Origin of the sequence: Nocardia sp. NPDC049149, assembly GCF_043197455.1 — a bacterium.
In the GTDB taxonomy this organism is placed as follows: Bacteria; Actinomycetota; Actinomycetes; order Mycobacteriales; family Mycobacteriaceae; genus Nocardia.
Genome location: NZ_JBICTD010000006.1, coordinates 547,376 through 560,156, shown reverse-complemented (window position 1 = coordinate 560,156; position 12,781 = coordinate 547,376). Strand labels below are relative to the sequence as shown.

Annotated in this window: 16 protein-coding genes; 10 read left to right on the top strand and 6 right to left on the bottom strand. The window is 65.5% G+C overall.

Features of this window, described 5'->3' with window-relative positions; genetic code table 11:
- The first annotated feature begins 168 nt into the window (after nucleotides 1-168).
- The 4 genes from ACGFNJ_RS26765 to ACGFNJ_RS26750 all read left to right on the top strand — a co-directional run bounded on the left by ACGFNJ_RS26765 (nucleotide 169) and on the right by ACGFNJ_RS26750 (nucleotide 3,659).
- Nucleotides 169-933, top strand: a complete 765-nt coding sequence (locus ACGFNJ_RS26765; protein ID WP_393453609.1) for an SDR family oxidoreductase — start codon at nucleotides 169-171, stop codon at nucleotides 931-933.
- Between the two features lie 103 nt (nucleotides 934-1,036).
- On the top strand, nucleotides 1,037-2,173 hold the full coding sequence (locus ACGFNJ_RS26760) for a lycopene cyclase family protein (protein ID WP_393453606.1): 1,137 nt from the start codon (nucleotides 1,037-1,039) through the stop codon (nucleotides 2,171-2,173).
- Nucleotides 2,146-3,069, top strand: coding sequence for a Ku protein (locus ACGFNJ_RS26755; RefSeq protein ID WP_393453603.1), 924 nt, complete (start codon nucleotides 2,146-2,148; stop codon nucleotides 3,067-3,069). Before ACGFNJ_RS26760 ends, ACGFNJ_RS26755 begins: the two co-directional genes overlap by 28 nt.
- Before the next feature lie 35 nt (nucleotides 3,070-3,104).
- Nucleotides 3,105-3,659: a GNAT family N-acetyltransferase gene (locus tag ACGFNJ_RS26750; RefSeq protein ID WP_393453600.1), complete on the top strand. Its 555-nt coding sequence runs from the start codon at nucleotides 3,105-3,107 to the stop codon at nucleotides 3,657-3,659.
- A gap of 79 nt (nucleotides 3,660-3,738) precedes the next feature.
- Here ACGFNJ_RS26750 and ACGFNJ_RS26745 read toward each other — a convergent pair whose 3' ends face one another.
- Nucleotides 3,739-4,356 (bottom strand): hypothetical protein, encoded by a 618-nt coding sequence (locus tag ACGFNJ_RS26745; protein ID WP_393453597.1) that lies wholly within the window; start codon nucleotides 4,354-4,356, stop codon nucleotides 3,739-3,741.
- 50 nt (nucleotides 4,357-4,406) lie between these two features.
- The gene (locus ACGFNJ_RS26740) at nucleotides 4,407-5,435 is read right to left on the bottom strand and encodes a hypothetical protein (protein WP_393454220.1); all 1,029 of its coding nucleotides are present in this window, start codon (nucleotides 5,433-5,435) and stop codon (nucleotides 4,407-4,409) included.
- On the opposite strand from ACGFNJ_RS26740, the gene ACGFNJ_RS26735 reads away from it, so the two are divergent.
- Nucleotides 5,319-6,323: an isopenicillin N synthase family dioxygenase gene (locus ACGFNJ_RS26735; RefSeq protein WP_393454188.1), complete on the top strand. Its 1,005-nt coding sequence runs from the start codon at nucleotides 5,319-5,321 to the stop codon at nucleotides 6,321-6,323. The two genes, ACGFNJ_RS26740 and ACGFNJ_RS26735, sit on opposite strands and share 117 nt — an antisense overlap.
- Nucleotides 6,324-6,325: 2 nt before the next feature.
- Here ACGFNJ_RS26735 and ACGFNJ_RS26730 read toward each other — a convergent pair whose 3' ends face one another.
- The gene (locus ACGFNJ_RS26730) at nucleotides 6,326-7,192 is read right to left on the bottom strand and encodes a MetQ/NlpA family ABC transporter substrate-binding protein (protein WP_393453594.1); all 867 of its coding nucleotides are present in this window, start codon (nucleotides 7,190-7,192) and stop codon (nucleotides 6,326-6,328) included.
- Between the two features lie 130 nt (nucleotides 7,193-7,322).
- Here ACGFNJ_RS26730 and ACGFNJ_RS26725 point away from each other — a divergent pair, with 130 nt between their 5' ends.
- From ACGFNJ_RS26725 to ACGFNJ_RS26715, 3 genes are read left to right on the top strand one after another with little or no spacing between them, the layout of a single operon-like run.
- On the top strand, nucleotides 7,323-8,195 hold the full coding sequence (locus ACGFNJ_RS26725) for a MetQ/NlpA family ABC transporter substrate-binding protein (protein ID WP_069167929.1): 873 nt from the start codon (nucleotides 7,323-7,325) through the stop codon (nucleotides 8,193-8,195).
- On the top strand, nucleotides 8,192-9,229 hold the full coding sequence (locus ACGFNJ_RS26720; RefSeq protein ID WP_393453589.1) for a methionine ABC transporter ATP-binding protein: 1,038 nt from the start codon (nucleotides 8,192-8,194) through the stop codon (nucleotides 9,227-9,229). The genes ACGFNJ_RS26725 and ACGFNJ_RS26720 overlap by 4 nt, the downstream gene beginning before the upstream one ends.
- A gap of 11 nt (nucleotides 9,230-9,240) precedes the next feature.
- On the top strand, nucleotides 9,241-9,903 hold the full coding sequence (locus tag ACGFNJ_RS26715) for a methionine ABC transporter permease (protein WP_393453586.1): 663 nt from the start codon (nucleotides 9,241-9,243) through the stop codon (nucleotides 9,901-9,903).
- Between the two features lie 65 nt (nucleotides 9,904-9,968).
- Here ACGFNJ_RS26715 and ACGFNJ_RS26710 read toward each other — a convergent pair whose 3' ends face one another.
- Nucleotides 9,969-10,400, bottom strand: coding sequence for a DUF4189 domain-containing protein (locus ACGFNJ_RS26710; protein WP_393453583.1), 432 nt, complete (start codon nucleotides 10,398-10,400; stop codon nucleotides 9,969-9,971).
- 245 nt (nucleotides 10,401-10,645) lie between these two features.
- On the opposite strand from ACGFNJ_RS26710, the gene ACGFNJ_RS26705 reads away from it, so the two are divergent.
- Nucleotides 10,646-10,792, top strand: coding sequence for a DUF1059 domain-containing protein (locus tag ACGFNJ_RS26705; RefSeq protein WP_069167933.1), 147 nt, complete (start codon nucleotides 10,646-10,648; stop codon nucleotides 10,790-10,792).
- A 33-nt stretch (nucleotides 10,793-10,825) separates the two neighbouring features.
- Here the strand turns inward: ACGFNJ_RS26705 and ACGFNJ_RS26700 are convergent, their stop codons facing one another.
- Nucleotides 10,826-11,212 carry a DUF4189 domain-containing protein gene (locus ACGFNJ_RS26700; protein WP_393453580.1) on the bottom strand — a complete coding sequence of 129 codons (387 nt, stop codon included), beginning with the start codon at nucleotides 11,210-11,212 and terminating at the stop codon, nucleotides 10,826-10,828.
- A 407-nt stretch (nucleotides 11,213-11,619) separates the two neighbouring features.
- Here ACGFNJ_RS26700 and ACGFNJ_RS26695 point away from each other — a divergent pair, with 407 nt between their 5' ends.
- Nucleotides 11,620-11,820 carry a type IV toxin-antitoxin system AbiEi family antitoxin domain-containing protein gene (locus ACGFNJ_RS26695; protein WP_393453577.1) on the top strand — a complete coding sequence of 67 codons (201 nt, stop codon included), beginning with the start codon at nucleotides 11,620-11,622 and terminating at the stop codon, nucleotides 11,818-11,820.
- 155 nt (nucleotides 11,821-11,975) lie between these two features.
- Here the strand turns inward: ACGFNJ_RS26695 and ACGFNJ_RS26690 are convergent, their stop codons facing one another.
- Nucleotides 11,976-12,446: a hypothetical protein gene (locus ACGFNJ_RS26690; RefSeq protein ID WP_393453574.1), complete on the bottom strand. Its 471-nt coding sequence runs from the start codon at nucleotides 12,444-12,446 to the stop codon at nucleotides 11,976-11,978.
- Nucleotides 12,447-12,781 lie beyond the last annotated feature (335 nt).

Below are 12,781 nucleotides of genomic sequence, written 5' to 3'. Positions count from 1 at the left end.
CGATACGGTTTGGCGTCGGTCAGCGCGTGCTGCTCGATTGTGCGACGTGATTACGCACAAGAACCACCGATTTTACCTGGCCCCGAGCGCTACTCCCGCATCCGGCGATCGCGGTGTGACGGCGGTAACGCGAAGTCCTTGGTTGACCGCCGAGTAACCTGCCGTTGCATGACTACCGATCTGTTGGGTAAGAGTGCGCTGGTGTCCGGGGCCAGCCGCGGCATCGGCAAGGCGGTGGCGGCGGAACTGCTTCGTCGCGGCGCGAACGTGGTGATCACCGCGCGCAAGAAGGATCCGCTGGAGCAGGCGGCCGAGGAGCTGCGGGCGCTCGGCCATCAGGGCGAAGTGGTGGCGTTGGCGGGAAACTCCGGCCACGCCGAGGATCGGGCCGAGGCGGTCCAGCGGGCGCTCACCCAGTTCGGCTCGGTGGACATCCTCATCAACAACACGGGCATCAACCCGGTGTACGGCGCGCTGATGGACGCCGACCTGGATGCGGTGCGCAAGATCTTCGACGTGAATGTGGTTGCGGCGCTCGGCTACATCCAGGAGGCGTACAAGGCGTGGATGGGTGAACACGGCGGCGCGATCGTCAACGTCGCCAGCGTCGCGGGCATCCGATCCAGCGGAGTCATCGCCGCCTACGGTGCGTCCAAGGCCGCGCTGATCCATCTCACCAACGAACTGGCCTGGCAGCTCGGGCCGAAGATCCGGGTGAACGCGGTCGCGCCGGGCGTGATCAAGACGAAGTTCGCCGATGCGCTGTACTCCGCCGACGAAGAACGGGCGGCGAGCGTCTACCCGATGAAGCGGCTCGGTACGCCCGAGGATGTGGCGCAGTTGATCGGGTTCCTGGTCTCCGACGAGGCGGCGTGGATCACCGGGGAGACGGTCCGGGTGGACGGCGGGCTGCTGTCGACCGGCGGGATCTGAGCGATCGTCACGCACGCTGACGGCGCGTGGCAGTGCCGGGCCGCCGAGCGGCGTGGGCGCACCGTGTTCAGACATCGGCAGGCCGAGCGCACGGCGGTATGCGATGACTGTTGACGTCATCGTCTGCGGTGTCGGCCCGGCAGGGCGCGCGCTCGCGCATCGCAGCCTTGTGCGCGGCGTGACGGTGGCCGTGGTGGATCCGGCACCGGATCGGGCGTGGCAGGCGACCTATGCGGCCTGGGCGGATGAATTGCCCGAATGGATCGCGCCTTCGGCGGTAGCCGCCACGGTGGCACAGCCGACGGCATGGGGAACGCTGGCGCATCGGATCGACCGGCCGTATGTCGTGTTCGACACCGAGCGGCTGCGGACCTCGCTCGAGTTGACCGGCGCCGAGATCGTCGTCGGCCGAGCAGCGAGCTGTACGCCGGACACGGTCTCGCTGGCGGATGGACGAGTGCTGACCGCTCGGCGAGTCATCGATGCGCGTGGCGTCGGCCGATCCCCCGCACGTGCCGAACAGACGGCATACGGGGTCGTGCTCGACGCACAGCGATGTGCAGGCCTCGAACCACTCTTCATGGACTGGCGAGCGGACAACGGAGCGCCCGCGGCCGCACCACGGTCGTTCCTCTACGCGGTCCCGCTCGGCGACGGCACCATGCTGCTCGAGGAAACCTGCCTGGTCGGCAGGCCCGCGCTCGACGGCACTGTGCTGCGCGACCGGCTCCATCATCGATTGCGTTCCCATGGAATCGAACTCACCGGCGACGAATCCGTCGAACGCGTCCGCTTCCCGGTCGAAGGCGGACGGCCGGGACCGCATACCTTCGGCACAGCAGGCGGCTTCGCCCATCCGGCCACCGGCTACAGCGTCGCCGCGTCGCTGGCGGCGGCCGACACAGTCGCGGCAGGCGAGTCGGCCTGGCCCGCCTCGGCCCGCGCAGTGCATCGGCTCCGGGCCGCGGGCCTGCGCGCACTGCTTGCCTTGCCGCCCGCCGACCTCCCGCTGTTCTTCGACGCCTTCTTCACCATGCCGACGGCCGCTCAACGCGCCTACCTGTCGGAACGCGCCGACCTCGGCGGCACCGTGACCGCCATGCGGACGCTGTTCACCGCACTACCGGGCCCGCTGCGGCGGCGCGTCGCGCTCGCGACACTCGGGATGCCGATTCGCTCGCGTATTCGAATGGGTTCCGCCATCATGGACTTATGCGATCGATCTGGAAGGGCTCGATAGCATTCGGGCTGGTTAACGTCCCGGTCAAGGTCTATACGGCGACCGAGGACCACGACATCCGATTCCATCAGGTGCACGCCAAGGATGGAGGTCGGATCAAATACGACCGTGTCTGCACGGTGTGCGGCAAGTCCGTGCAGTACGCCGACATCGACAAGGCGTACGAGTCCCCCGAGGGCGACAAGGTCATCCTGACCGACGAGGACTTCGCCAAACTGCCCGCCGCCGAGAAGCACGAGATCCCGGTGCTGCAATTCGTGCCGTCGGAACAGATCGACCCGATCCTGTTCGACAAGAGCTACTACCTCGAGCCCGACTCCAGCACACCGAAGGCGTATGTGCTGCTGGCGACGACATTGGAGCGCATCGACCGGACCGCGCTCGTGCACTTCACCCTCCGGCAGAAGACCCGGCTCGCCGCGCTGCGCGTGCGCGACGGCATGTTGGTGTTGCAGACGCTGCTGTGGCCCGACGAGGTGCGTGCGGTCGAGTTCGAATCCCTGGACGGGGTCGCCGAACCCAAGTCGCAGGAAATCAAGATGGCCGAGACGCTGGTCGAGACCATGTCCGACGATTTCGACCCGGACCAGTACACCGACGAATACCAGATCGAGCTGAAGCGACTGCTCGACGAGGCCATCGCCAGCGGCACCGGCAAGGTGCCCGAGCAGCCGGAGGCCGCGCCCGCCGAGATGGACGCCGAGGTAGTCGACCTGGTCGCCGCCCTGCAGCGCAGCTTGGAGGCGAGCGGACGCCGCGCGGCGGGCAGCGCCGACGACAACGGCAAGGCCGCACCCGCGAAGAAGGCGACGGCGAAGAAGACGGCCGCCAAGAAGACCGCTGAGAAACCGGCAAAGAAGGCCGCGAAGAAGACGGCTGCCCGCAAGGGCGCGTGAGGGCCGAAGGGCATCCCACTGGCAAACTGTTCCGCATGGAATCTGCCATAGTGATCGTCCCGATGGGTCTCGGCCACCTGCGTCAGGTCCTCGATCTCGGTCACGAAGTCTTCGACGTCAACACCAAGCCGTACACCTCGTGGTCGCTGACGTCGGTGGCAGAACACCTGGACAGCCCGGACAACGCGTGCTGGGTCGCCCTCGATTCCGACCGGGTGGTCGGTTTTGTGCTCGGGTCCATGGAGTTCGAGAACCGCGACGACTGGGCCTACCTCGAATGGATCGCCGTCGCCCCCGACATGCAGGGCCACGGCATCGCCCGGCGGCTGGTGGATGTGTGCTCCGAGGCGTTGTTCGCGCGGGGTGCGCGGCGCATCGTCACCGATGTCGAGGACCGCAACGCGGCCTCGACCGCGCTGATGACGCGCAGCGGATTCACCCCCGCCGCCACCGTCACCCTGTTCGTCCGGCCGAATCCCGATGACCCCGAACCCGATTCGCAGCTCACCGCGGCCGCGATCGCGCCTGGCACCAAGCGGGCGCTGATCCGCCGTGGCCGCCTGGCGGGTGACAACCGCGCCACCCGATAGACGCACCCCTGCTGCTTTCCCGCACACGGTCCGGCGTGCCATTTCGTGTGCGGGAAATCAAAAATGGTGCGGCTGTGCGTTATTCGACCGCTGCGGCGCGACCCTGCTCGAAGAACTCCAGCAGGCTCGAGGTCGAATTCACGTCCTCGCGTGGGCGCAACGCACCGAACGAGGCGTTCCAGAAAGGGCCGGTGCGTGGCGTCCACGGGCCGACATACGCGTACGGCCCTGGGTGTCCGTCATCGCCGGGCGACGCACCGTAGTTCACCTCGCCGACCGCGATCGACAGATCGAAATGCTCCGGCCACAGCACCGGCGTGATGTCCGGCGCCAAACAGCGCAATGTCTTGTCCCCCAGCTCGAACCACGCGCCGATCTCCGCCGCGATCGTGGGATCCACCTCGATCGTTTCGTCGAGCGACACCCCGGTCGTGTCCTGGTACAACCCCTCCGGCGCCCCTGCGTCCAGCCCCGCGATCTTCGCGACATCCCGATAGGTGCCCTGCAGCGCCGTCCGCCCCTCGGCCCACACCAGTTCCCCGCCGACCACCGATACGCCCGATTTCACGCCCCCGAACCCGCCGTGCACCGCCCGCAGGCGAATAGTCCCGAACTGCCGGTACTGCGGCCCGGCAATCAACAATTCGGCCACCGCATGCAGTGCGTGCCGCGTCCGCCCATACGTCTTCTCGTCCACACCGGAATCATCTCCGGTGTGGACGCCACCCGCATCAGGTTTCAGCCGAACTAGTGTTCGCCCTCAGCAATCACGATCCCGAAGTGCGACACGATCGCATCGATGCTGCACTTCAAGCCCGAATAGCCTTGTTTCAAGCCCGACATGTCCTGCTTCACACCCGACATGTCCTGCGTCAGGCCCGACATGTCCTGCGTCAGGCCCGACATGTCCTGCGTCAGGCCCGACACGTCCTGCGTCAGGCCCGACATGTCCTGCGTCAGGCCCGACACGTCCTGCTTGAGGCCCGACACATCCTGCTTCACACCCGACATGTCCTGCGTCAGGCCCGACACATCCTGCTTCAAGCTCGACACGTCCTGCTTCAGGCCCGACACATCCTGCTTCAAGCTCGACACGTCCTGCGTCAGCCCCGACACATCCTGCTTCAGGCCCGAGATGTCACTCTTGACCGTCGCGAACTCCGCATGGACCTCTTGCTTGAACGTGCCTATGTCCAGCTTGATTTCGCGCACGTCTTCTTCGAGCTCACCGAACTTGGCCTCCGATTCCTTGCTCAACCACCAGAGATCGTTTTTGACCGTAAGCATTGCCCGGTGCGTCTGCTGCACCATGTCTCTGGTCTCGAGGATGGCGTCTTCGTACACACACCGATCCTCGTTCAGCCGCATGTACCTGGCCTCCAATCTGGTCACCCGAAGCTCGAGCGGCACCGTCACTGACATGTAGATCCCCCTAACTCTTGGGTTGGAAGACCGAGCGTAGAGCCACATGCCGCCAAGAACATTCGGAAAATCGGCGGCAAATCCGCTGTGCACCAACATGTCCGATTTGGGACGGTTCAAAACGATCGTTATCGAACCGTGATCCAGGTGACCGGCGTGTTCTCTGGTAATTTTCAAGCCCAGATGACGCCGACCCGAAGGGACGTTGCCGTGGAGTTTCGTGTTCCCCTCATCGACATCTCCGCCTACCGGGGCGGCACGGCCGACGAGCGCGCCGCCGTGGCGCGGCAGGTGGACGAAGCCGCGCGGACGGTCGGGTTCATGCAGATCAGGGGGCATGGGATCGAGCAGCATGTACTCGATGGGCTGGCGGCGGCACTCGACGGCTTCTTCGGGCTCGACCTCGAAGTCAAGAGGCAGTACCGGACGTCGCCGGAGGTGAATCGTGGGTATTCGCCGCCGAAGAGCGAGAATCTCAGCTTGAGTTTGGGCGCGCAGGCGGCGGCTCGAATGAACGACTATTTCGAGGCGTTCAATATCGGGATGCCCGCATCCAGTTATCCGGGGGTGCAGCTGCTTACCGAGGACTATCCCGAAAATATATGGCCCACTGCGGCTCCCGAGTTTCGGGACCCGGTGTGGAGGTACTTCACCGAGGCGGCCGAGGTGGTCCGAATACTCACGACGATCTTCGCGGATGCGCTCGACCTGCCGGTGGGATTCTTCGACCGATTCACCGACCACTCGTTGGATGTGTTGCGCATGAACAACTATGCGCTGCCACCGGGGACGGTCGACCTCGACGGCGAACTGCGCGGCATGGGCGAGCACACCGACTTCGGCATCGTCACCGTGCTGTGGGCTGATCAGGTGCCCGGCTTGCAGGTGCTCGACAAAGAGGGCCGCTGGCACGATGTGCAACCCGCCGACGACGCCCTGCTGATCAACTTCGGCGACCTGATGGCCCGCTGGACGAACGAGCGCTGGCTGTCCACACTGCACCGGGTGGTGCCGCCGATCGTCGACGGCACCATCGAAAGACGGCGCAGCGCAGCCTTTTTCCACGACGGCAACACCGACGCCGTCATCGAGACGCTGCCGACCTGCGTCGGCGAGGGCAGCAAGTATCCGCCGATCACGGTCGCCGAACACGTCCGCGCCAAGCTGGCCGGTTCCCGTGCGCTGCAACCGAATGCGAATGCGACGCGGGAGGCCGCGCGGGCATACTCCGCGCGGCCCTAGCCCTACTTACGGAACTTGGCTTCCAATTCCGTTGCCGTGGCCTGCAAGTCGGCCGGGTCGTTGGTCTTGAAGATCCCCTCGTAGCCGGTTTCGGCGCGCACCGCCGCCTCGACCTCCGGATCGTGGTAGAGCTGTGCCAGTTTCTGCAACGTCGGGTTGTCCTTGTCCGCGGCACGGGCGGCGAAAATGTTGATGTACTGCTTCAGTTCCGGCCGCTCTGGATCATCGGTGTAGATGGTCTCGTTCTTGCCGAGGCCGGCGGGCCTGGCGAAAGTGTCGTCGACGAACGCCGCGTCGACGCTGTCCAGCGATTGCGCGGTCAGCGTCGGATCGATGGTGGTCAGTTTCACCCTGGAGGCGGCGGTGTCGACGTCCTGCAGGGTGGAATCCCAACTGGCTCCGCCCTTCAGCACGATCAGGCCGGCGGCGGCCAGGCTGAGCAGCGGACGCACTTGGTTGGCCGGGTTGTTGCTGAGCGTGATCTGACCGCCCTGCGGAATCTCGCTGACCGCCTTGTGTTTCCGCGAGTACAGCGTCAGCGGGAAGATCTCGGTCGCGCCGATCGGCACCAGGGTGTCGTTGTTGCGCGCGTTGTAGTTGGCCAGGTAGCGCACGTGCTGAAACTTGTTGAGATCCACCTGCTTCTGCGCCAGCGCGGGGTTGGGCTGGTTGTAGTCGGTGAAGTTGACGAACTCGACGGTGATGCCCTGCTCTGCGGCCTTCTTCTTGTAGACCGCCCAGTGCGGCAGGCTGAGATCGTTCACACCTATGCGGATCGCGTTGCCGTCGTGTTGTGCACCACAGGAAGTCGAGGCGATGGCCAAGGCGAACAGGATCGGTATCAGCAAAAGCCGAGGGATGGAGCGCATTGCGAGCAACTTAGACGCTCGTACCAATCCTGGGAAGGGTTTTGCTCACCACAATTCAAACCGTTGTCCGGGCGGTTGCCGGATCGCTTGGATTACCGGGTTCTAGTTCGACAAGCATTCGGGAGCACGAGTGAAATTCCATCGGGTACTGGCGATCCCGGTCCTGGTAGCCACCGCGGCCCTCACCCTTACGGCGTGCGGTGACGACAAGGCATCCTCCGACACGGTAGTGCGGATCGGCACCACCGACAAGGACAAAGCCTGGGACATCTTCGAACAGCGGGCCAAGGACAAGGGCATCACGCTGAAGATCACCAACTTCTCCGATTACAAGCAACCGAATCTCGCGTTGTCGCAGAAGCAGATCGACGTCAACCTGTTCCAGCACCTGCAGTTCCTCGGCGCCTACAACGTGGCCAACAACGACACGCTGACACCCATCGGCTCGACCTACATCGTGCCGCTCGGCCTGTACTCGAAGAAGCACAAGACGCTGGCCGACCTGCCGCAGGGCGCGGAGATCGCGATCCCGAACGACCCGACCAACCAGGCGCGCGCACTGTTCGTGCTGCAGGCGGCCGGGCTGCTGAAGCTGTCCTCGGACGTGAAGTCGCCCTCCCCTGCCGACATCGACAAGGGCGCGTCCAAGGTCCGGGTGACCACGGTCGACGCGGCGCAGACCGCGCTCTCGCTCGCCTCGGTCGACGGCTCGGTCATCAACAACACCTTCCTGGAGCGCTCCGGCATCGACCCCCAGTCGGCGCTGTACAAGGATGATCCGAAGAACCCCGCGGCCGAGCCGTACATCAACACGCTGGTGACCAGGGCCGAGGACAAGAACAATCCCAAGCTTCTGCAGCTGGTCGAACTGTGGCACGACCCCGAGGTGCAGAAGGCGCACAGCGAGGTCACCAAGGGCACGGCCGTCGAGGTCAAGCGCGGCGCACCGGAATTGGAGCAGATCCTGCAGCGGGTGCAGCAGACCATCCGCGACGGCAAGTGACGGACAAGCCGCCCGCGGTCGAGTTCCGTTCGGTCACCAAGGTTTTCGGTAAGGGCGCGCAGCGTCAGGTCGCGCTGGACGCCATCGATCTGCGGATCGAACACGGCGAGATCTTCGGCGTGATCGGCTATTCCGGCGCAGGCAAGAGCACGCTGGTCCGGCTGATCAATGCGCTGGAGAAGCCGACGAGCGGCACCATCGAGGTCTCCGGCACGCCTATCACCGGCGTGCGGGAGTCCCAGGTGCGGCGGCTGCGCCGCGATATCGGCATGGTGTTCCAGCAGTTCAACCTGTTCCGATCCCGCACGGCCGCAGGCAATATCGAGTATCCGCTCAAGGTGGCGGGCTGGAAGCGGGCCGAGCGCAAGGCACGGGTCGCGGAGCTGCTCGAGTTCGTCGGCCTGTCCGACAAGGCGCGCAGCTACCCCGATCAGCTCTCCGGCGGGCAGAAGCAGCGAGTCGGCATCGCCCGTGCGCTGGCGACCTCGCCGTCGCTGCTGCTGGCCGACGAGTCGACCTCGGCGCTCGACCCGGAGACCACCGGCGAGGTGCTTCGGCTGCTCAAGAAGGTCAACCGCGAGCTCGGCGTCACCATCGTGGTGATCACCCACGAGATGGACGTGATCCGCGCGGTGGCCGATCGGGTCGCGGTGCTCGCCGAGGGCAAGGTCGTCGAGCTCGCCGACACCTTCGCGGTGTTCGCGGCGCCGCAGGCGGCACCGACACAGTCGTTCGTCGCGACCGTGCTGCACAACCGGCCGTCCGAGGACGAACTGCGCAGGCTCGGTGAGCTGCACGGCGGCAGGCTGGTCACCGTCGACGTCGACGATCAGCGCGGCATCGGGGCGGCGCTGGCCACCGCGACCAACGCCGAGGTCCGGTTCGAGGTGGTGTACGGCGGGGTCAGCACCTTGCAGGACAAGACCTTCGGCAGCATCACCCTCGCCTTGCACGGCCCGGATGCGGCCGTCGACAAGGTGATCGACGAACTCGAGCGGCGCGATGCGGCGCTCGCCTCGACCGAACTCGGCTGAAAGGAGTACCGATGCAAGCGAATTGGGACACCCTCCGGCCGCTGCTGTACGAGGCGATCGGCACCACCATCTACCTGGTGCTGCTCACGTTCGTGGTGGGTGGACTTGTCGGGCTGTTCCTCGGCACCCTGCTCTACAGCACCCGCAAGGGCGGGCTGCTGGCGAACGCGCCGATCAACCTGCTGCTCAACGTGATCGTGAACGTGGTCAGGCCGATTCCGTTCATCATCCTGCTCGCGGCGCTCGGGCCGGTGACACTGAAGGTGGTCGGCACCACCATCGGCACCGAGGCGGCGGCATTCGTGATGATCGTCGCGGCGTCGTTCGGCATCGCCCGCATCGTGGAGCAGAACCTGGTGACGGTCGACCCCGGCGTGATCGAGGCGGCGCGCGCGGTCGGCGCCGGACCGTTGCGCATCATCCTGACGCTGCTGATCCCCGAGGCACTCGGTCCACTGGTGCTCGGCTACACGTTCGTGGTGATCGCCATCGTCGACATGTCCGCGATGGCGGGCACCGTCGGCGGCGGCGGGCTCGGCGATTTCGCACTGGTCCACGGCTATCAGCGGTTCAACTGGCAGGTCACGCTGGTGGCCACGCTCATCATCATCGCCGGCGTGCAGGGCATTCAGTTCTTCGGCAACTGGCTGGCCCGGAAGGTCCTGCGGCGCTGAAGGTCTGGCGAAGAACGAGGGGCGTACGCGCATCGCGCGTACGCCCCTCGTTCGTTATGCCGTGACTACGCAGGCGAGCACTGGGAGTCCAGGATCTCGGCGGTCATCGGCGCCGCGCTACCGAGGTTCGGGAACGGCGGCGCCAGCGGCCCGAGGGCAGCGATCGCGGCCCGCTCCGCCGCGCCCCGATCCCGACCGGTGCCGACGGCCCAGTGGCCGTCCGACTTGAGTGCGATGGCGCCGCAGCCGTCGGAGAAGCGCACCACGACCTGGCAGTCCCGGCTGCCGCATTCCTTGAGCGCGCGCTCATCCGAACCGGCGTAATCCGGGTAGTTCCACGACGATCCGGTGTCGCCATTGACGGTGTTCAAGGCCAACGAGCCGTAGTAGTGGCCGTCCGCATCCGGCTCGGCGTGTGCCGCGCCGGTCCCCGCTGCGACCATAGCGGCCGCGGCTGCCGCGACCATGCTCATGGCAGCCTTGCGAGATAGAGACATCGAGTTCCTCCCCGATATAAAGAGACAATTGCCGTCGAATCATCCCGCACCGTGCCCGCTTTGTCCAAGCCGGGACATCGGGTCTTGCAGGGCGAACCGTCCTGGGGCGCAGAGGATTTCGAAACAGACCACGCACATGACGGGTCCGGCGACCGGCCCGCGCGGCCCGGCCGCCGAAGCGGACAGCCCACGAGCGTCGCCGCAGGGACCGGAGTTAGGCTGTCGAACGAGAGAAAGGTCAACTTATGAAGCGAAACCTGAACTGTCCCTGCGGCGAGACCATCGTCGGAACCGACGAGGACGACCTGGTCGCGAAGACCCAAGCCCACTTGGCCGAGAACCACCCCGGCCACGAGTATTCGCGCGACGAGATCCTCTTCATCGCCTACTGAGCTCGCCCCGGCCCGCGGCCTGTCCGGCGCCGATCAGCTCGCGTTCTTGGTACACAGCGAGAGCACGACCTGAGCGGCGCGCGGCGACGCGCTGCCCAGATCCGGGAACGGCGGCGCGCTCTCGCCCAGCTTCTCGACCGCCAACCGCTCGGCCTCGGCCCGCGTCGGCGCCGACTCCGCGTTGAGCTGCCCGTCCGCGCCCCGCGCCACCGCCGCGCACCCGTTGGCGTACCGGAGAACGATCCGGCAGTCGTACACGGCGCAATCCTTGATGGCCCGCGCATCGGCCACCACCCACGACGGCTGATCCGTCGACCCGACCACCTTCCCGGTACCAGGCGACATCGCCACCGTCCCGTAGTAACTGGGCGCCGCCGCAGCAGACCCAGCACCCACCATGAGCGCGGCAGTAGACGTCAAAGCTGCACCAAACGCAGCAGTTCGCACGATCGACACGATTTCTCCCCAGTCAAAGAACCGAACGCGCCGATCATCTACGAGCCACCCCCGAATGTCCAGTATTCGCTTGCGCCACTGACCCTTTCACGCCCTACCTCGACGGCGACCAGAAGCTCCACTTGCCGGGAGATAGCGCATCGGCGTTGGCACGAGGTGCCCATCCGCGGGAGACAAATGGTGGTCAGCGACATTGACGGGAGTTTTAGGGTTGCCATCCAAGATCAACTAGCAACCGGAAGACTCCCGTCAACTTCTTCTAGATCGCTAGGACGGGTGCATCTCATCCACAGGGCTGGGTTGTGCACAGAGCGGGTGTTTGCACAGGTGGGCCAGCTATTGATGGGGGGTGCGACTCCAATACTTGCCCCATGAGAGCTCAGTTAAGAGTGCTGCGGGACAGTCAGTTCGGGGTATTCACCGCTGCACAGGCAGGGCTCGAGTACACGCGACAGGAGATGCGCACCCTAGTCCTCCACGGGGAATGGGTCCGCGTCTTCCGTGGCGTCTACCGCGAGGACGCCACCCTCCGACGCCTGCACTGCGTGTCGAAGCAGCGAGGCTGTCGATAGGACTGCCCGCTCTCGTCGCAGGGTATGACACGGCCGCCGAGCTACATGGCTTCTCAGTTGCCGACGGCGCGGCCACCCATGTATTCGGGGCGCCGCGGCGGCGGTCGGAACAGCTTGTCGTACACCAGGATCGGGTAGATCCGGCCGAGGTTGAGCTAGTCGACGAGACACTCTGCACCAATGCGGCGCGTACGGCTGTTGACCTGGCGCGCACAGTGAATCGGATGGACGCGCTGGCCACACTGGATGCCGCGGTCGGGCAAGGCCTTTCGGCGGAAGCACTCGTCGATGAGATCGAACGACACCATCGACGACGCGGGTTCCGGCAGGCGGCCGAATTGATCAGGCTGGCGGATGGCCGGGCCGAGTCCCCAATGGAGTCCCGTACCAGACTGCGATGCATTGATGCCGGGTTGCCCCACCCGGAACCGCAACTGGAGGTGTCCACTCCCGACGGATGCCGACGGCTCGACCTCGGTTGGCGACAGTGGCGCATCGGCCTCGAATACGAGAGCATCGCTTGGCATTCCGGTCCACACGCGGCAGCGCGAGACAGTGCGCGCCACAACGGCCTCACTACCCAAGGCTGGACGATCTTCTACGCCACAGCCCCCCTTGTTCTTCACTACCCACACCTCTTCACAGAGCCCATCCGGTCCGTGATCCATCGAGCGGCATCCCGCAATCTCTCGTGAACAGACCACGTACATACCCTCGCTCGGATCGAACAAAGTCGAGTAAGTGCAGACCCGTTGGCGTGAGCGTAGTAGTTGCGAACCTCCATCGGCGGGAGGGCAATTGTTGCCGTACATGCCAATACGCCACCGCGCGGAGAGATGGTTGCCGACCCATACCAGCTGCTGGCCCTATTCGGCGGGAGTGAAATGGTTGCCGAGCCGTTGACGGGAGTGAAATGGTTGCTACCCCGCATTGACGGGAGTCCAATGGTGGCAAGACGAGC